The 18,553-nt window shown below is 66.9% G+C and carries 16 protein-coding genes; 8 read left to right on the top strand and 8 right to left on the bottom strand.

Features of this window, described 5'->3' with window-relative positions:
* Nucleotides 1-50 precede the first annotated feature (50 nt).
* Nucleotides 51-998, top strand: a complete 948-nt coding sequence (locus BAMB_RS18815) for a LysR family transcriptional regulator (protein ID WP_011658752.1) — start codon at nucleotides 51-53, stop codon at nucleotides 996-998.
* A gap of 145 nt (nucleotides 999-1,143) precedes the next feature.
* On the opposite strand, the gene BAMB_RS18820 is transcribed toward BAMB_RS18815, so the two are convergent.
* Both BAMB_RS18820 and BAMB_RS18825 read right to left on the bottom strand, forming a co-directional pair.
* Complete coding sequence (locus tag BAMB_RS18820) at nucleotides 1,144-1,446, bottom strand: DUF4148 domain-containing protein (protein ID WP_041491455.1); 303 nt, start codon at nucleotides 1,444-1,446, stop codon at nucleotides 1,144-1,146.
* Between the two features lie 227 nt (nucleotides 1,447-1,673).
* Nucleotides 1,674-2,816 carry a porin gene (locus tag BAMB_RS18825; RefSeq protein WP_011658754.1) on the bottom strand — a complete coding sequence of 381 codons (1,143 nt, stop codon included), beginning with the start codon at nucleotides 2,814-2,816 and terminating at the stop codon, nucleotides 1,674-1,676.
* 119 nt (nucleotides 2,817-2,935) lie between these two features.
* On the opposite strand from BAMB_RS18825, the gene BAMB_RS18830 reads away from it, so the two are divergent.
* From BAMB_RS18830 to BAMB_RS18850, 5 genes are all read left to right on the top strand, one after another.
* Entirely contained in the window at nucleotides 2,936-3,988 is a 1,053-nt protein-coding gene (locus tag BAMB_RS18830) for an RNA-guided endonuclease InsQ/TnpB family protein (protein ID WP_011658755.1), read from the top strand.
* A 324-nt stretch (nucleotides 3,989-4,312) separates the two neighbouring features.
* The gene (locus BAMB_RS18835) at nucleotides 4,313-4,777 is read left to right on the top strand and encodes a VOC family protein (RefSeq protein WP_011658756.1); all 465 of its coding nucleotides are present in this window, start codon (nucleotides 4,313-4,315) and stop codon (nucleotides 4,775-4,777) included.
* A 73-nt stretch (nucleotides 4,778-4,850) separates the two neighbouring features.
* On the top strand, nucleotides 4,851-6,092 hold the full coding sequence (codA, locus tag BAMB_RS18840) for a cytosine deaminase (protein ID WP_011658757.1): 1,242 nt from the start codon (nucleotides 4,851-4,853) through the stop codon (nucleotides 6,090-6,092).
* A gap of 178 nt (nucleotides 6,093-6,270) precedes the next feature.
* Nucleotides 6,271-7,608, top strand: a complete 1,338-nt coding sequence (locus BAMB_RS18845) for a chloride channel protein (protein ID WP_011658758.1) — start codon at nucleotides 6,271-6,273, stop codon at nucleotides 7,606-7,608.
* Nucleotides 7,609-7,832: 224 nt separating this feature from the next.
* Entirely contained in the window at nucleotides 7,833-9,155 is a 1,323-nt protein-coding gene (locus BAMB_RS18850; protein ID WP_041491456.1) for a TIGR00366 family protein, read from the top strand.
* 64 nt (nucleotides 9,156-9,219) lie between these two features.
* Here BAMB_RS18850 and BAMB_RS18855 read toward each other — a convergent pair whose 3' ends face one another.
* From BAMB_RS18855 to BAMB_RS18870, 4 genes are all read right to left on the bottom strand, one after another.
* On the bottom strand, nucleotides 9,220-10,548 hold the full coding sequence (locus tag BAMB_RS18855; RefSeq protein ID WP_011658760.1) for an MFS transporter: 1,329 nt from the start codon (nucleotides 10,546-10,548) through the stop codon (nucleotides 9,220-9,222).
* A gap of 233 nt (nucleotides 10,549-10,781) precedes the next feature.
* Complete coding sequence (gene kce, locus BAMB_RS18860) at nucleotides 10,782-11,714, bottom strand: 3,5-dioxohexanoate:acetyl-CoA acetone transferase (RefSeq protein WP_011658761.1); 933 nt, start codon at nucleotides 11,712-11,714, stop codon at nucleotides 10,782-10,784.
* A gap of 35 nt (nucleotides 11,715-11,749) precedes the next feature.
* Nucleotides 11,750-12,547: an SDR family oxidoreductase gene (locus BAMB_RS18865; RefSeq protein WP_011658762.1), complete on the bottom strand. Its 798-nt coding sequence runs from the start codon at nucleotides 12,545-12,547 to the stop codon at nucleotides 11,750-11,752.
* 74 nt (nucleotides 12,548-12,621) lie between these two features.
* Complete coding sequence (locus tag BAMB_RS18870) at nucleotides 12,622-13,332, bottom strand: GntR family transcriptional regulator (protein WP_011658763.1); 711 nt, start codon at nucleotides 13,330-13,332, stop codon at nucleotides 12,622-12,624.
* 324 nt (nucleotides 13,333-13,656) lie between these two features.
* On the opposite strand from BAMB_RS18870, the gene BAMB_RS34030 reads away from it, so the two are divergent.
* The gene (locus BAMB_RS34030; protein WP_082089645.1) at nucleotides 13,657-13,974 is read left to right on the top strand and encodes a helix-turn-helix transcriptional regulator; all 318 of its coding nucleotides are present in this window, start codon (nucleotides 13,657-13,659) and stop codon (nucleotides 13,972-13,974) included.
* Nucleotides 13,967-15,226 carry a type II toxin-antitoxin system HipA family toxin gene (locus BAMB_RS18880; RefSeq protein WP_011658765.1) on the top strand — a complete coding sequence of 420 codons (1,260 nt, stop codon included), beginning with the start codon at nucleotides 13,967-13,969 and terminating at the stop codon, nucleotides 15,224-15,226. The genes BAMB_RS34030 and BAMB_RS18880 overlap by 8 nt, the downstream gene beginning before the upstream one ends.
* A 15-nt stretch (nucleotides 15,227-15,241) precedes the next feature.
* On the opposite strand, the gene BAMB_RS18885 is transcribed toward BAMB_RS18880, so the two are convergent.
* Together BAMB_RS18885 and BAMB_RS18890 are read right to left on the bottom strand one after the other, a co-directional pair.
* Complete coding sequence (locus BAMB_RS18885) at nucleotides 15,242-16,660, bottom strand: cytochrome-c peroxidase (RefSeq protein WP_011658766.1); 1,419 nt, start codon at nucleotides 16,658-16,660, stop codon at nucleotides 15,242-15,244.
* A gap of 108 nt (nucleotides 16,661-16,768) precedes the next feature.
* Nucleotides 16,769-18,442, bottom strand: coding sequence for a phospholipase C (locus BAMB_RS18890; RefSeq protein ID WP_011658767.1), 1,674 nt, complete (start codon nucleotides 18,440-18,442; stop codon nucleotides 16,769-16,771).
* Between the last annotated feature and the right edge of the window lie 111 nt (nucleotides 18,443-18,553).

Consider the following 18,553-nt stretch of genomic DNA (forward strand, 5'->3'; position numbering starts at 1 on the left):
TCGCCTCCACTGGAGGAAAATGGCGGCTCCGCTACAGGTGGTTCACACGAATGGATACCCTACAAAACATGCGGGTGTTTACGCGCGTCGTCGAGACGGGCAGTTTCACCGCAGCCGCGCAATCGCTGAATTCGACGACGGGCGCGATGTCGCGCGCGGTGTCGGAGCTCGAGGCGCGCCTGCGCACCCGTCTGATGAATCGCTCGACGCGCCGTCTCGCGCTGACGTCGGCCGGCGAAAGCTATCTTCGGCGCTGCCGGCAGATCCTCGCCGACGTCGATCGCGCCGAGGAAGAGGCAAGCTGCGCGCACGAGCGGCCGGCCGGCGTGCTGCGCATGCACAGCTTCGCGAGCGTCGGCCATCACTATGTGATGCCCGCGCTGACGCGCTATCACACGCAGTATCCCGACGTGTCGATCGAGTTGTCGCTGTCGCAGCGCATGCCCGACCTGTTCGATGGCACGAGCGACATGGCGGTCGTAACCGCGTCGTCGCTGCCCGATTCGGAACTCGTGTCGCACCTGCTCGGCTCGACCTTCAGCATCCTGTGCGCGTCGCCCGAGTACGTGAAGCGCCACGGCGCGCCCGCACGCCCGCAGGATCTCGGCGCGCACGCATGCCTGACGCTCTGCACGCCGGCCTTCCCGACTCACGAATGGGTGCTCGAAGGCGCTGAGGGGGTCGAACAGATCCATGTCGCCGGGCCGGTGCAGACCAATACGGCCGAGTCGCTCGCGCTCGCGATCCGCGACGGCATCGGGATCGGCATGCTGCCGCTGTATTCGGCGATCGATGCGCTGCGCGACGGCACGCTCGTGCGCGTGCTGCCCGATCACATCCTGCAGAAGATGAACGTGTATGCGCTGTATCCGTCGCGCCGCTTCGTCGATGCGAAGGTGCGCACCTGGGTCGAGATGCTGCGGGCGCAGGTGCCAGGGATGATCGCGCGCGACGTCGAGATGCTGAACGCGATCGATCGCGAACCGCAGGCCGCGTGACGGCGGGCGAATACGGAAAGCAACAGAATGGCAGCGTGCCGGACGGCGCGCTGTTTGTCCGGCCGCGTCATCACGGGCCGGTTCGCGCGACAGCCGCCGCGCCCGCACGCCAAGCGTCATGCGGGCGTGGCGTTACCGTATGCATTCACAGCGCGGGCTTCGCTGCCACGCCCGATTCGGTTGCGCCCGCACCGGCCGGGCCATATCCGCTTTGCACGGCCTTGTGCTCGGCGAGCCGTTTTGCCGCGAGGCGCTCCTGCGCGGCCATGATGTCGTCCGGATAGTTGCCGACGTCGCCGAGCGCCGGGTTGTAGCCGACCGATTCGAGGTCATAGAGCTCCTGCAGCACCTGCGCGCGCGTGACGGGCGACCTGGCGGACTGCGCGAACGACAGGACCGGTGCGGCAAGCAGGACGGCAGCGGCGGCGGTAACGACGAGCGATTTCACGATGTTCTCCTGTAGACGGGGTGTGAGGCCGGTTCGGCGATCGGTGTGCGATCCGAACCATCGACGCCAGTCTATGCAGCGCACGCGGCCGCAAAAACCCCGATTCCAGGCAGGCTGCTTTCCAGATGGCACAACATTGGCGCACGTCGCCCGTGTCGACCCGACCCGTGCTCGGCGACACGGGCACGGCCGGCGGGCGACGCGTCATCTCGTGATGCGGACGGCGATCAGAAGCGCGTGCGCATGCCGATCGTGCCGACGATCTGGTTCGCGGTGCTCGATGCGCCGCCCGACGTGTTGATGAACGCCTGGTAGCCGCGGCCCGATGCGTGCTGGTACATCGCTTCCGCGTACAGATCGGTGCGGCGCGACAGCTTGTACACCGCCTGCAGGTCGACCTGGTGCCACTTCGGATCGGTGCCGTGCTTGCTGTCGGGGTTCGACACGCTGGCGTCCGTATACACGTAGGCCGCGCCGAGGCTGACGGCCGGCGTCACCGCATAGCGCACGTTCACGTCGTAGTTGTTGAACGCGACCTGGCCGGTCGAGCCGAACGAGCCCGAGTTGTCGTACTGCGAACGCGTATAGACGAAGCCGACCGTCGCCGGACCGAACCCGTAGCTGACACCGCCACCGTACGTGCGCATGCGGTCCGCGCCCACCGACCAGCCGCCCTGGCTCACGCTCTTCGCTTCGGCCACGTCGGTCGCGCCGGGGCTCGCGCTCGTCGAACCCTTCGTGCCGTTCATCTGCAGGTACGCGCCGGCCAGCTTCAGCGGGCCGTTCGTGTAGCTCGCCGCGACGCTGTACGCGCGATTGCCGGCGAAGTTCGTCGAGTTCGAGAAGCCGTACAGCGCGCCGACCTTGAAGCCCGCGATCGTGTCGCTCGTGTACTTGACCGCGTTGTTGATGCGCACCGAATGGTTCAGGTTGTCGTTGTCGAACGGATGCGCGAAGCCCGTATCGCCGAAGTCGCCGGCCGTCGCGGACAGCGGCGCGACGAAGTCGACCATCGTGTCGTACTGGCGGCCGAGCGTCAGCGTGCCGAAGCCGCTGCGGCTCAGGCCGACGTATGCATGGCGGCCGAACAGCTTGCCGTCCTGGCCAAGCGCGCCGTTGTTCGCGTTGAAGCCGTTCTCCAGCACGAACAGCGCCTTCAGGCCGCCACCGAGATCCTCGGTGCCGCGCAGCCCGAAACGGCTGCCGTTGATCGTGCCGGTGGTCATCCGCCACTGGGATCCGCCGTTCACGTTGTTGGTGTACGCGATGCCGGCGTCGATCAGGCCGTACAGCGTGACCGAGCTCTGCGCGTGCGCGAGCGGGGCGAAGAGTGCGGTGGCGGAGGCGGCGGCAATCAGGGTTTTGTTCATCAGAATTTGCTCCGAGAAACCCCGCCATTTCCCCCAAGGGGACTTCCTTCGGGGCGGATGGCGGGAAGGAAAGGAGTGCTGTTGACAGGCAGCTTCTTCCACGGGTTAGGATCACCGGCATGATCCTTGTCTACCGCTATCGCGTGAAGTCGCTCAACGGACTGCTCAACAAGCAGAGCCGTGCGGTGAACTACGTCTGGAACTTCTGCAACGACACGCAGAAGCACGCGCTTAAGTGGAACAAGAGGTGGCCGACGGGTTTCGACTTGAATGTGCTTACCATCGGCAGCAGTAGGGAACTCGGCATCCACTCCGGCACGATCAACGCGACGTGCGAGCAATATGCGAAGTCGCGCAGTCAGCACCGTCGGCCCTACCTGCGCTATCGCGGCAGGAAATCGCTGGGCTGGGTGCCGCTGAAGGGGCGTGACCTGAAGCGCGAAGGCGATGCGTTCCGTTTCGCCGGCAACACCTTCCGCGTGTTCAACAGCCGACCGCTTCCCGAAGGCAAGATCAAGGATGGGACCAACTTTGCACAGGACGCCCGCGGCAACTGGTTTCTCAACATCGTGATCGAGATGCCCGATGTGCAGGCCCGCCCGGTCCGTTCCGGTGTTGGCATCGATCTCGGCCTGAAAGACTTCGCCGCACTTTCGACGGGCGAGAAGCTGCCCAATGACCGATTCGGCCGACGCGCGGCGGAGAAACTGGCGAAAGCTCAACGGGCGCGCAAGCACAAGCGACATATCGCGAAGCTGCATGCCAAGGTCGCGAATGCCCGTGCCGATTTCCAGCACAAGCTCGCCCTCGATCTGGTGCGACGCTTTGACTACATGGTGGTCGGTAACGTGTCGGCCGCCAAACTCGCCAGAACCAGGATGGCGAAAAGCGTCTACGACGCATCCTGGTCGTCCTTCCGAAACAAGCTCCGTTACAAGGCGATGGCGCACGGGGCCACGTTCGAGGAAGTCGACGAAAGCGGTTCTACCCAGTCCTGTTCGGCGTGCGGATCGAAAGACAGCACGACGCGGCCGAAAGGTATCGCGGGACTGCGAATGAGAGAGTGGGCCTGCGATGGCTGTGGTGTCGTGCATGATCGAGATACCAACGCTGCGCTGAACATTCTCCGATGCGGACGTGCATCGCCAGGTGTGGGAATCACCTGCCTTTAGGCGGGTGAGGACGTCAAGTAAATGCTCCTGCGTGTGGGACGGTGATCAAAGTTCGGCGCAAGTGTAGGGGCGCGTCCGTTCGATTCCGGCGGCCGGCGCGCGAGCACACCCTTGCGAGCCGCGCAAGAGTGCGTCATACGGTGTTCACAAACCGATGCCGCCGCCGGATGCCGGACGTTTTCGCGGAAGGCGCGGTGCGTGATGTGCGATTGCCGCGCATGCTGTGTCGCGCATTGACAACATGCGCGTCGCCGGCGCGGGAGTTGCTCGCCGCTTCGCGCACGTGGAGAATGAGCCATCCCATGCCGGGACAAGGAGACATCGATGACTGCGCATCACCGTCCGTCCTTCAGTGCCGCGCTTTGCTACCGCGACCCGAAAGCCGCGCTCGCATGGCTCGAACGTGCATTCGGTTTCGAGCGCTCGCTCGTCGTCACCACACCGGAAGGCGACATCGCCCACGCCGAAATGAAATTCGGTGACGGTCTCGTGATGATCGGCGGCGCGTGGGCCGACTTCATCGCATCGCCGGAAGACACCGGCGACCGCAATACCCAGCACGTCCACGTGCATCTGCCCGACGACGCGGACATCGACGCGCACTGCGAACGCGCACGCGCGGCCGGCGCGGAGATCCTGCAGGCGCCGGCCGATGCGTTCTACGGCGATCGCATGTATCGCGCGCGTGACCCCGGCCGGCACGTGTGGACGTTCGGCAAGCACGTGCGCGACGTGACGAACGACGAGATGAGCGCGGCCACCGGCCTGAAGATCGACGATTTCCGCTGAATGCCGGACCCGCTGAACGAGCGGGATTTCCCCACCACGCGGCGCGCTGACGCCGCATGACGCCAGGACCCACATGAATCTCTTCAATGCACGCCTGCGCGGTCGCGACGGGCTCTTCACGATCGGTATCGACGGCGACAGGATCGCGCGGATCGACGCGCAAACCGCGCCGGTCGTGCCCGCCGGCGCCGACGATATCGACGCCGGCGGCCGTGTCGCGATCCCGCCGCTGGTCGAGCCGCATATCCATCTCGATGCGGTGCTCACGGCCGGCGAGCCGGCCTGGAACATGAGCGGCACGCTGTTCGAGGGGATCGAGCGCTGGTCCGAGCGCAAGGCGACGATCACGCACGAGGACACCAAGACGCGCGCGCATGCGGCCATCGGCATGCTGCGCGATCACGGCATCCAGCACGTGCGCACCCACGTCGACGTCACCGATCCGACGCTCGCCGCGCTGAAGGCGATGCTCGAAGTGAAGGACGAGGCGCGCGGGCTGATCGACCTGCAGATCGTCGCGTTTCCGCAGGAAGGCATCGAGTCGTTCGACGGCGGCCGCGCGCTGATGGAGCAGGCGATCGATCTCGGCGCGGACGTCGTCGGCGGGATTCCGCATTTCGAGAACACGCGCGAGCAGGGCGTCAGCTCGATCCGCTTCCTGATGGAGCTGGCCGAGCGCACCGGCTGCCTCGTCGACGTGCACTGCGACGAGACCGACGATCCGCATTCGCGCTTTCTGGAAGTGCTCGCGGAAGAAGCGCGCGTGCGCGGCATGGGCGCGCGCGTGACGGCGAGCCACACCACCGCGATGGGCTCGTACGACAACGCGTACTGCTCGAAGCTGTTCCGGCTGCTCAAGCGTGCCGGGCTGAACTTCGTGTCGTGCCCGACGGAGAGCATCCACCTGCAGGGGCGTTTCGACACGTTTCCGAAGCGGCGCGGCGTCACGCGCGTCGCGGAGCTAGATCGTGCGGGTCTGAACGTGTGCTTCGGGCAGGATTCGATCAAGGATCCGTGGTATCCGCTCGGCAACGGCAATATCCTGCGCGTGCTCGACGCCGGCCTCCATATTTGCCACATGATGGGCTACGAGGACCTGCAGCGCTGCCTCGACTTCGTGACCGATCACAGCGCGACGACGATGCATCTCGGCGACGGTTACGGGATTGCGGTCGGGCGGCCGGCGAACCTGGTCGTGCTCGACGCGGACAGCGACTACGAAGCGGTGCGCAGGCAGGCGAAGGCCACGCTGTCGATTCGCCTCGGGAAGGTGATCATGCGGCGGGAGCCGGAGCGCGTCACGTATCCGGAGTGACGGGTTCACGTGGGAGGCGCCGCGCGCCGCCGCGTGGCGCCTCCGCTCATTCATTCGTGAAATACATGAGTTGATCAGAAAAATACGTTTGTCTCATGAGCGGTCGAAGCCTACGATTCGGACCTGACGGCGGCGTGCATGGTGCGCGCCGCCTTGTCGATCCTCGTTCGCCGACCTCATGCGCCTCGACTTTCCATCCGCTCCCGCGTCTTCTTCGCCGTCCGCCAGCCCGTTCGCGCGGATGGCGGTCGTCACCGTCCTGACCGGCATCGGCGCGGGCTTCGGCGGGATGCTGCTCGCGCTGCTGCTGCACGCGATCCAGCATGTCGCCTACGGCTACAGCTTGTCGCACGTGGTCGGCACCCAGAGCTTCCTCACGGGCGTGACGCAGGCCGACCCGTTGCGCCGGCTCGCGGTGCTCGTCGTCTGCGGGCTCGTCGCGGGCGGCGGCTGGTGGGCGCTCTACCGGTACGGCCGGCCACTCGTCAGCATCCGCCGGGCGGTGCGTGCGGCCGATCCGCGGATGCCGGTCGTCAGCACGACGGTTCACGCGCTGCTGCAGATCGTCACCGTCGCGCTCGGTTCGCCGCTCGGTCGCGAAGTCGCGCCGCGCGAGATCGGCTCGCTGCTCGCCGGGCAGCTCGCGCACCGTGCGGGGCTCACGTCCGCCGACTGCCGGCTGATGGTCGCGTGCGGCGCGGGCGCCGGCCTCGCGGCCGTCTACAACGTGCCGCTCGGCGGCGCCGTGTTCGTGCTCGAAGTGCTGCTCGGCACGTTCGAATTGCGCGCGCTGGTGGCGGCAGTCGTCACGTCGGCGATCGCGGCGGCCGTCGCATGGATCGGCCTCGGCAACGAACATCAGTACACGGTGCCGGCGTTCGTGCTGAGCACGCCGCTGGTCGCGTGGTCGATCGTCTGCGGGCCGCTGTTCGGTTTCGCCGCATACGGCTTCGTGCGGCTCACGACCCGTGCGCGGGCGGATGCGCCGAAGGGCCGGCTGCTGCCCGTGCTCGCGCTGGTCAACTTCGCGGTGATCGGTGTGCTCGCGATGCGGTTTCCGCAACTGCTCGGCAATGGCAAGGGGCCGGCTTCGCTGGGTTTCGACGGCACGCTGACGATCGGCGTCGCCGCGACGCTGCTCGTACTGAAGGTGCTGATCGAGGCGGGCAGCCTGCGTGCGGGGGCGGAGGGCGGGCTGCTGACGCCGGGCCTCGCGAACGGTGCGCTGCTGGGCGTCGTGCTCGGCGGGCTGTGGGGCCTCGTATGGCCCGGCGCATCGATCGGCGGATGCGCGCTGATCGGCGCGACCGCGTTTCTTGCCGCGTCGATGCAGATGCCGATCACGGCCGTCGTGCTGCTGCTCGAATTCACGCGCGTGAATCACGATAGTCTCGTGCCGATGCTGCTTGCGGTGGCCGGGTCGCTCGTGGCGTATCGGTTCGCGCAGCAGCGGGCCGAGCGGCGCGCGAATGCGATCGCGACGGTCGGCACGCCGGAGACGGCGGCGGTCCGCTGACCCGCGCCGTCATCCTTTATCTGCACGGGCGGCTCCCCCGGGGCTGCCCGACGTCGTTTTCCTTCCCGTTTCCTCGCCTCTTCTCGCGCGTATCGCTGCCGGATCGCGATGGTGCGCACCCCAAAGCGCGTCTTTCGGTTCTGTGCAAAAATCCGCGCGTTTCCGCCACCGAACAACGAACCATACGCGCGCGGATGTCCGTATCAGGAAACGAGGAGCTCAAGTTGGTCCAACGCATTTCCCGCTTTTTCACGCAGGTGGTCCACCGCGTGCTGCCCGACCCGTTGATTTTCGCGATCCTGCTGACGATCGTCACGTTCGCGCTCGCCTTCGGTCTCACGCCGACCACGCCGGTGCAACTCACGACGATGTGGGGTTCAGGCTTCTGGAACCTGCTCGCGTTTTCGATGCAGATGGTGATGATCCTCGTCACCGGCCACGCGCTCGCGAGTTCGCCGCCGGTGCGCCGCCTGCTCGTTGCGCTCGCAAGCACCGCGCGCACGCCGGGGCAGGGCGTGATGCTCGTCGCGTTCGTCGGCGCGCTCGCCTGCGCGATCAACTGGGGCTTCGGCCTCGTGCTCGGCGCGATGCTTGCGCGCGAAGTCGCGCGCCGCGTCGCCGGCAGCGACTACCGGCTGCTCGTCGCATCCGCGTACATGGGTTTCCTGAGCTGGCACGGTGGGCTGTCGGGTTCGGTCCCGCTCGTCGCCGCGACGAAGGGCAATCCGATGGAAAAGACCATCGGGCTGATTCCCGTGTCGGACACGATCTTCACCGGCTACAACGCGTTCATCACGATCGGGCTGATCGTGATGCTGCCGTTTCTCGCGCGGATGATGATGCCGAAGCCGGGCGACGTCGTCAGCGTCGATCCGGCGCTGCTCGCGGAACCGCCGAGCGTCGAGCGCCAGCTCGGGCCCGACGCGACGTTCGCGGAACGGATGGAAGAGAGCCGCGCGCTGTCGGTCGTCGTTGCGGCGCTGTGCGCGGCGTTCCTCGTGCTGCGTTTCATGCAGAAGGGCTTCGCGCTCGACATCGACACCGTGAACCTCGCGTTCCTCGCGGCCGGCATCCTGCTGCACCGTACGCCGATGGCCTATGCGCGCGCGGTGGCCGGCGCGGCGCGCGGCGCATCGGGGATCATGATCCAGTTTCCCTTTTACGCGGGCATCCAGGCGCTGATGGATCACTCGGGGCTCGCGGGCGTGATCACGAAGTGGTTCGTCGATATCGCGAACGTGCACACGTTCCCGCTGCTCGCGTTCCTCAGTTCGGCCGTGATCAATTTCGCGGTGCCGTCGGGCGGCGGCCACTGGGTCGTGCAGGGCCCGTTTGTGATGCCGGCCGCGCAGGCGCTCGGTGCCGATCTCGGCAAGGCCGCGATGGCGATCGCCTACGGCGAGGCGTGGACCAACATGGCGCAGCCGTTCTGGGCGCTGCCCGCCCTCGCGATCGCCGGGCTCGGCGTGCGCGACATCATGGGGTACTGCGTGACGACGCTGTTGTTCTCGGGCGTGGTGTTCGTCGCAGGGATGTATCTGTTCTGACCGAACGCGGCGCGAGGCAGGCGGGGGCGGCCCGCAGCGTCGCGCCGGCTCGAATCGCGCGCGCTCAGCCTTGCGATCGCACAGCGGGCCGCTCGTGCCCGTGGCGCAGCGCGAGACTCGCGAACGCGGCGGCGACGAGCGCTGCGGTAAGCAGCGTCAGTCCGTTCTTCGCATTCCCGGTCGCCTGTTCGATCGCGCCGACGACGGTCGGGCCGACGAAGCCGCCGAGCAGCCCGCATGTGTTCACGAGACCGAGACCGCCGGCCAGCGCGCTGCCGGCGAGTCGCGACGCAGGAAACGTGAACACGATCGACTGCACGACGAAGAACATCGACGCGGCGATGCATACGCAAGCGAGGCCGGCCACCGGCGACGCGTTGGCGGCGCCCACCATTCCGGCCGCCATCACGATGAGGCCGCCGCACAGGATCCGGCGCGCATGATGCGACTCGCGCGCGAAGCGCGGCAGGGTGGCGGCGCCGAGTGCGGCGGCGAGCCAGGGCAACGCGGTCAGCAACCCGACCGCGAACGGCGAAAAGTGCCCCGATGCGCCGATGATGCCCGGCAGGAAGAAGATCACCGTATAGATCGTCAACTGGTGGCAGAAGTACACGAAGATCGCGAGCCAGATCTGCGGATCGCGCAGCGCGGCGCCGAAGCGGTGGCCGCCGTGGGCGGCGACCCCGGCATCCTGTTCGGCTGCGAGCGCGCGTTCGAGTGCACGGCCGGTTTCGGGGGCGAGCCACGGCGCGCGGCTCGGACGGTCCGGCAGGCGCGTCCACACGACGAAGGCGAGCAGGATCGCCGGAATCCCTTCGACGACGAACAGCCATTGCCAGCCGTGGAAGCCGAGCGTGCCGTCGAGTTCGATCAGCGCGCCGGCCAGCGGCCCGCCGACGATGTTCGCGATGCACACGCCGAGCAGGAAGTAGCCGGTTGCCCGCGCCCGCTGCTCGCGACCGAACCAGTACGTGAGGTACAGCATCACGCCCGGAAACAGTCCGGCTTCGGCGGCGCCGAGCAGCAGGCGCATCACGTAGAACGACGTCGGGCCGCTGACGAACGCCATCGCGACCGACAACGCGCCCCACGTGATCATGATCCGCGTGATCCAGAAGCGCGCGCCGACGCGATGCATGATCAGGTTGCTCGGGATCTCGAACAGCGCGTAGGTCAGGAAGAACAGGCCGGCGCCGAGCCCGTAGGCCGCGGATGAAATGCCGAGATCGACGCCCATCGAGTGCTTCGCGAACGCGATGTTGGTGCGGTCGAGGAAGCTGATCACGTAGGCGGCGATCAGCAGCGGCATGAGCTTGCGGAACAGCAGCCGGTTCAGCGACGCGCTTGCGTCGCCGGTCGCGGAAGGCAGGATCTGGGCGTGTTGAGTGGACATGCGGACGACTCCGGTAAAGGCGAACGGGCGCACACGGCAAGCACGGCGCGCCGCGTTCGGCAGAGGCCGCTGCGTCGCGCGCAGCGGAGGGGCAGACGACGGAGCCGCGCCGGCGGCGCTCGGGCGGGAGCGGGGCGATCAAGGGCGTCCTGGCGCCGGCCGGCTTGGGCCGGCGCCTTGTCTCTGCGCTTGCGGGTCCTGGTGTTGGGCGGGTATCGGGCGCGCCCCGGCGGTCAGAACCGGACCGCGTCGCCGCCCTTGAGATCGAGCATCGCGCGCGCCTCGGCCGGCGTCGCGATCTCCAGCGACAGTCCCTCGAGCACCTGCCGCATCTTCAGTACCTGCGCGGCGCTCGATTCGGCGAGCTGGCCGGGCGCGATCCACAGCGAATCCTCGAGCCCGACCCGCACGTTCGCGCCCTGTGCGGCGCCGATCGTCGCGAGCGGAATCTGGTTGCGGCCCGCGCCGAGAATCGACCACACGTAGTCCTGGCCGAACAGGCGGTCTGCCGTGCGGCGCATGTGCATCAGGTCTTCGGGGTGCGCGCCGATGCCGCCGAGCAGGCCGAACACGCTCTGCACGAAGAACGGCGGCTTCGCGAGCCCGCGGTCGACGAAGTGCGCCAGGTTGTACAGGTGCGAGATGTCGTAGCACTCGAACTCGAACCGCGTGCCGTTCGCGCCGCAGCGCGTGAGGATCGTCTCGATGTCGGCGAACGTGTTCTTGAACACCAGATCGCGGCTCTTCTCGAGATGTTCGCGTTCCCACGGATGCTTCAGTTCGCGAAAGCGCTCGAGCATCGGATAGAGTCCGAAGTTCATCGAACCCATGTTCAGCGACGCGATTTCGGGCTGGAAATGCAGCGCGGGCTGCAGCCGTTCGTCGACGGTCATGTGCGGGCTGCCGCCCGACGTGAGATTGATCACCGCGTCGGTCTGCGCCTTGATGCGCGGCAGAAATTCGGCGAACACGGCCGGGTCCTGCGTCGGCTTGCCGTCCGACGGGTTGCGCGCGTGCAGATGCAGGATCGCGGCGCCGGCCTGCGCGGCCGCGACGGCGGCCGTCTCGATCTGATGCGGCGTGACGGGCAGGTACGGCGACATCGACGGCGTGTGGATCGCGCCGGTCGGCGCGCAGGTGATGATGACTTTGCGAGCGTTTGCCACGAGAGGATTCCTTACGATGAGCGACGCAGGAGGCGTCAGAGCACTTCGACGTTGCCGCAGACGGAAATCGCCTGCCCGGTGATGCCGTGCCCGCCGGGCGAGCACAGGAACAGCGCGGTCGCGGCGATTTCGGCCGGATCCGTCATGCGCCGCAGCGAGATCTTCTCGAGATAGCGCTTCTCCATCTCGTCGTAGCCGATGCCGAGCTGCTGCGCGCGTGCTTCGATCACGCGGCGCATCCGCGGGCCGCGTACGATGCCCGGCTGGATCGCATTCACGCGTATGCCGAGCGGCCCGAGCTCGATCGCGAGGCTTTTCACGAGACCGACGACGGCCCACTTGGTCGCCGCATAGGGCGTGCGGAACGCGTAGCCGAGCCGCCCCGCGACCGACGACAGCGCGATGATCGCGCCGCCGTGCTTCGCGTCACGCAACAGCGGCACCGCGCGCCGCGCGAACTGGAATTGCGCGTTCAGGTTGATCGCGATCGTCTGCTCCCACTGCACGGGGTCGATTTCGTCGATGCCGCCCGTGGGGCCGGCGATGCCTGCGTTGTTGACGAGCACGTCGAGGCCGCCGAGCGTCGTCGCTATGTCCGCGAACACGCGTTCGACCGCGACCGGATCGGATACGTCGGCCAGCGTCGCAGTGATCGCGGCGCGCGACGGCCGGTCCGCCAGCGCCGCGATCGCGGCTTGCGACGCATCGCACACGTGGACGCGCGCGCCGCATTCGGCGAACGCGTCGGCGATCTCGAGACCGATGCCCGACGCGCCGCCCGTCACGAGCACGCGCAGGCCGTCATAGGGTTTCAGCAGGTCGGAAGCTGTCATGCCGGGTTGTCTCCATCGTTGAAGTTATTGGATGCGGCGCGCCTTCGGGGGCTGCTTGCCGCGGAAGGTGGCCGCTACGGCTTCGCATTCGCGCGCCGCGGCGTCTGCTCGGCGCGCAGCGTTTCGGCGAGATCGTGCGCGGCGCCGCCGATGTCGAGCGCGATGCCGGCACGTACGCCGGTGCCGTCGCGCCGTTCGAGCGCATCGACGATCGCGCGGTGCGCATCCATCGAGCGCCGCATGTGCGGGATATCGAGCGCGACCATGTTGAGGAACGGCCCGACGCGCATCCACAGGTTCTCGACGATCGCGAGCGTGCTTTCGCTCGCACCGTGCGCGTAGATCGCGCTGTGGAACGCGAAATTGCTCTGCAGGTAGGCGCGCGAACGGCCGGCCTCGACCTGCGCCTGCATCGTTTCGCAGGTCTTGCGTACGGCAGCGATCTGCGCGTCGGTCATCCGTGCGCACGCGCGTTCGGCGATGCATCCCTCGAGCGCGATCCGCACGTCGCGCAGTTCGTCGAGCATGTCGAGCGTCATCGGCGGCACGACGAGCGCGCGGTTCGGGCCGTCGACCAGCGCGCGTTCGGCGCGCAGCCGCGTGAGCGCGGCGCGCACGGGCATCGTCGACGAGCCGACCGCCTCGGCGACGCTGCGCAGGCTCAGCGCCTGACCGGGCGCGAAACGGCCGCTCATCAGCGCTTCGCGCAGTTGCTGGTAGACCTTGTCGGCCATCGTTTCCGATTCGATGACTTTCAGTGCGGGCGGGACGATACGGGGTGCCAAGGCCGGGGTTCTCCTGAGTTTGATCTGCGATCTGTGATCACACTTGCGATGGGCAAAGTGTTGTCGATGGGGGCCGGTGGCGTCAAGGAGTTCGAGGTAGGGGAAAACGCGGGGCGCGAAGCGGGGTGTGGCCGGTGCTAACAAGAATGTGGCGGGGTGTGACGGGGCATACGTCCATCGGGAGTTAATTCCGTGTTACTGGTGGTAATGACGCCATATTCACCTATAAACCACAATATCAGGGAATTAAAGTTCTTGAGCATGCTAACGCTTTAACTCTATAATATTGTGGGTTATATGCCCTATGGCGCCACAAGACACATTATGTTGGAATTAAGCTTTCGCAAGCCCGCTGAAATCGTCACACTCCTTTGCGAGCGGCTTCGCACGGAGCGTTTGGCGTTGCAACTCACCCAGGCCGACGTGGCGGCGCGTGCCGGCGTCGGCGCCAATACCGTGTCTAACCTGGAAGCCGGACGCAATGTGAGCCTCGAAACGGTCATTCGTGTCGCCATGGTTCTTGGACGAAGCAAGGAACTCGAAGCGCTGTTCCTGCCGAAGCTCGATAGCCTGGAAGACGTTCACCGGTATGAAAAGAGCGCCAAACGTCAGCGCGTCAAGAGGACGACGAACAATGATTGAGCGGGTCGATGTCTACTACGACGGCTGGGGGGAGCACTGGCTGTGGGGATCGCTGGTCTCGACGACGGCCATCACGGGGCGCCCGTTGATCGTATTCGAATATAGCGATGACGCACGCAAGAGGGGGCTCGAGCTGTCGTCTTATGCACTCCCTGTGCATGGGAGCAGGCTGCGCAAGGATTTTCCGGCCCATCAGCTAGGGCTGCCCGGGCCGGTCTATGATGCGCTGCCCGACGGATGGGGCATGTTGCTGATGGATCGGTTGTTCAAACGCCGCGGCCTCAACGCGGCACGCATCGGGCCGCTGGAGCGGCTGGCTTACATCGGCAGCCATGCGATGGGGGCCATGTCGTTCGAGCCCGTCGCGCCCGAGATCCAGGAGCCGCAGCCGAATATTCCCCTGGATCGGCTCGCGGCCGAGGTACAGGAAGTCCTCGATGGTGAAGGCGGAGCGTTCCTTCATCAGTTGCTGCAGGTGGGCGGTTCTCCGCAAGGCGCCAGGCCGAAGGCGCTGGTCTATCGCGATCCGCGCTCCGGCGTCTTTACCACGGCCCCCGCGGCGGATTTTGACGCGTGGCTGGTCAAGTTCCCGGCGCGGCAGGAGCATCCGGAGGTGTGCGCGATCGAGATGGTCTACGCCGAGTGCTTGCGCATGTGCGGCATCGAGACGCCGGACACGTTGCATTTCGATTTGCCGGGCGGGATGGCGGCATTTGCATCCAGGCGTTTCGATCGACGGGACGGTCTGCGCGTGCCCATGCAAAGCGTCGCTGCGTTTACCGGTGCCGATTACAAAACGCCGGGTGCGCTGGATTACGTGAATTTCCTGCGTGCGACCCACATGTGCACCAATGACGTCCGCGAAAAGGCGCGGGCGTTCGAGCGGGCTGTCTTCAACGTCGCCTTCAACAACCGGGACGATCATCCCAAGAACTTCGCGTACATCATGGCGCGATCCGGCGAGTGGAAGCTCGCGCCGGCCTATGACGTGACATTCTGCGAGGGACCGGGCGGTTATCACCAGATGGACGTCATGGGCGAGGCGCTGCAGATCGACCGAGCGGCCTTGCTCGGGCTGGCAAAGGAGGCGGAGATTTCCGCCGCGGCGGCCGGCGACATGATCGACCGAATGTGCTCGGTGGCCAGCCGATGGTCGGCCATTGCGACGCGCGACTATCAGGGGGGCATCACCGACGATACCCTGATGCACATTCAGCATCGGATCGACGAGAACGTTGCGCTGCTCAGCTAGTGCAACGGCGACTGCTCAGCGTGCCGGCTCGTCGGTCAGCGTGCCGAGAAACGCGACGATATCCTTGATGTCCTGCTCGGTCATCGCGGGCTTGTCGCCCGGCTTGCGATCGAACGGCGCATCGGTCACGTCGACGTTCGCGCGGTACTTCGGCGGAATATCGTCGTACTCGTCGACCTTGCCGTCCGCGCCGCGCGAATAGAACTTCTGCGGCGAGATGCTGCGCTCGTTGTAGAACGCCATGACCTGGTCGAGCGTATGGAACACGCCGTTGTGGAAGAACACCTGGCGCGTCGCCGCGTTGCGCAGCGTCGGCGTGAGGAACATCCCGCAGTACTGCGTCTGGTCCTTCAGGTCCTCGCGGAACGGCCCGCACACGCCGAGATCGTGAAACGCCGGGTTGCGGTTCTGCGCGAGCGCCTGGTTGCGCGGCGCGCCGAGCGCCTCGTACTGGTAGTCGGTAAACATCGGCGGCAGGCCGTCCTTGCCGGGCTTGGACAGATGGCAGCCCGCGCAATTCGCCTTGTCCGGATCGTTGAAGAGCCTCAGCCCGCGCAACTCGGCCTGCGTCAGGCGCGCGCGGCCCTCGAGCCAGCGATCGTACTTGCTGTTGTACGGATGGAACGACGGATCCTCGACCTGATACCGCGCGATCGCGAACATCGCCTCCGACACCAGAAGCTGCGGGCTGGAGAACACGCGCGCGCCGAACAACTGCTCGAGCTGCGCGCGATGCGACGACTGCGCGAGCTTGCGCGCGACGTCGTCGATGCTCGCATTCGCCATCTCGACCGGATTCAGCAGCGGTCCGAACGCCTGCTGCTGCAGCGTATCGGCGCGGCCATCCCAGAACATCCCGCCCTGCGGCACGAGCTGCGGCGCGGCCGACGTGCCGGCCACCTTCTGCGCCTTCACGACGCCGGCCGCGGCTGCCGCCTGCTGCGCGACGCTCGGCGCGGCGTCGTTTTCGCCCGCATCGGGGCCGATGCTGAAATTCGGCTGGCGGTACAGGTACATCAGCGACGGCGGCGGACGGTAACCCTGCTGCGTCATCGCGAGGCCGCCGGGCTGCACGTCGAGCCCGTTCGGCGGCCCGTATGCATGATCGGGGCTGTGGCACGACGCGCACGACTGCTTGCCGGACGCCGACAGCGACGGATCGGCGAACAGTGCACGCCCAAGTTGCGCGACCGCGGACAGCGGCTGCGCGGCCGGGCGCTGCAGCACGACCGGATGCGGATTCGCGCCCGTCCAGTCGGCGACGACGTCGCCGATCGCCGCCGGCGTGCGGGCCGGAAACGCGATCGCGAACGCGCCGTAGCCGAGCACGGCCGCGCCGAGCACGAACGCCGCGCGGCGCAGCACGCGGGCAGGGGAACGCGGCGCGGCGGCGCCGGATGCGTCGGGAGACGGGAACGCGGGACGAGCTGTCATGCTGTCGGTCGAAAGTCGGGCGCGGCGTAAAGGCGGCGCGTTGAATGGAAACGGCCGGCGCACGATGCGCCGGCCTGCTGCTTGCTGTTACCGGTCAGGCAGTACCGGTCAGATCGACGGCGCCGCGCTCAGCACGGTGCCTTGCGTCGGATCGAGATACAGCGGCGCCGTATTCGGCTTCGACGCGAAGTCGAACAGCCCGCGCAGGTCGCCCGCCGTCGCATCGAACGAACCGCCGCCGATGCGCTGGCCGCCGAGCCAGTTGTCCTCGATGAAGCGCACGACGGACGCCTGGTCGATCATCGTGTGGTCGACATAGTTCTGCTTCGCGTACGGCGAGATCACGACCAGCGGAATGCGCACACCCGGGCCGCAGCTGCCATTCACGGTGCCGCCGTTCACGCCGGTGGTGCCGCCCGTGCCGCATGCGCCGTTGCCGTTCACCTGGTCGACCGCATCGGACGACGCGTGGGTCGGCGCCGTGTACGCGTGGTCGTACCAGCCGTCGGAGTCGTCATAGGTGACGATCACGGCCGTGTTCTGCCAGTCCGGCTGCTGCTGCAGGAAGTTGACGACCTTCGTCACGAACGCCTGCTCGTCGAGCGGATCCGAGTAGCCCGCGTGCGCATCCTGCGCGGCTGGCGCCTTGAGGAAGCTGACCGACGGGAAATTGCCGGCCTTCACGGCCGCGAAGAAATCGTCGCTGTCGTACTGGTGGTTCGCCGGCTCGGCCGTCTTGCCGTCGGCCTGGACGCTCGAACCGATCGCCGCGATGCTGCTCGGACGCGTGTGCTGCGGGTTCGCGGTCGACGCGTAGTACTGAAACCAGTTGTGGTGCGGGATGTAGTCGGCCGTCGCCGCGTTCACGGCGGTGGCGACGGTGCTGCGGTTACAGCCGGTCGTGCCGTTGCCGTTGGTCGTCGACAGGTTGAAGCCGCCCATGAAGCCGCCCCACGTGATCTTCGCGGCGTTCAGCAGGTCGCCGATGTTCTTGCCGCTCATCATCGCCTGGTCGGTCGTGCTCGAGCACACGTCGAAGCCGGGGTCGACGTCGTTGATCATCGTGAAGCCGCCCTGGCCGTCGTTGATGTAGTACGAGGTGGCCGCGAGCGTCGACGGCTGCTTCGACGTCTTGACGATCTGCATCCCGTTGGTCTGGCCCGACACGACGTTCAGCGCGCCCGGCGTCGACGGGCCGTAGACCGTCGTATATGCGTTGTCGCTCATCGCGAAGCGCTGTGCGTAGTTCCACAGCGCGGTGACGGTGTTGCCGTCGAAGTAACCCATCACCTGGCCCTTCGTGCCGAACGCGCCGGCGCCGCCGGACGAGCCCTTGCCGGTGTATTTCGGGAACAGGTCGGCGAGGCCGTTGTCCTCGGCCTGCTGCTCGGCCGTGTACGCGTGGTTCTGGTCGGCCGTCGCGGCCTGCGTGCGGTCGAGGCGGAACGGGTTCGCGGCGTCGGTGCCGTTGGCCGTGTTCGTGAAGTTCGGGTTCGCGGTCAGCAGCGTGCCCGTCAGCCCGTTGATCGTCGGCGTGCCGGGCTTGGCGGTGAAGGCCGGTTCGCCGGACGGGTTCGACGCGTTCGGGTAAGTGCCGAAGTAGTGGTCGAACGACACGTTTTCGCCGTAGATCACGACGACGTGCTTGATCGGCGTGGCGGTCTGCAGTGCATCCTGCGACGACACCGCGGGCGTCGACGTCGGATCGTCGCTGCCGCCGCAGGCGAACAGCGCAAGCGCTGCGGCTGCACAGGCGGTGACGAGCAAGGCTTGACGGAACATCGGGAAACTCCAGGTGAGGTGGTCGATGGTGGAGAGCGGCCCCGTCGTCGTCTCGGTTCGGCGCGGGGCTCGTGATGGAGCACCGGCATTGAAACAGCCCGGTATGAAGAT

Source organism: Burkholderia ambifaria AMMD (genome assembly GCF_000203915.1).
GTDB classification, from domain to species: domain Bacteria; phylum Pseudomonadota; class Gammaproteobacteria; order Burkholderiales; family Burkholderiaceae; genus Burkholderia; species Burkholderia ambifaria.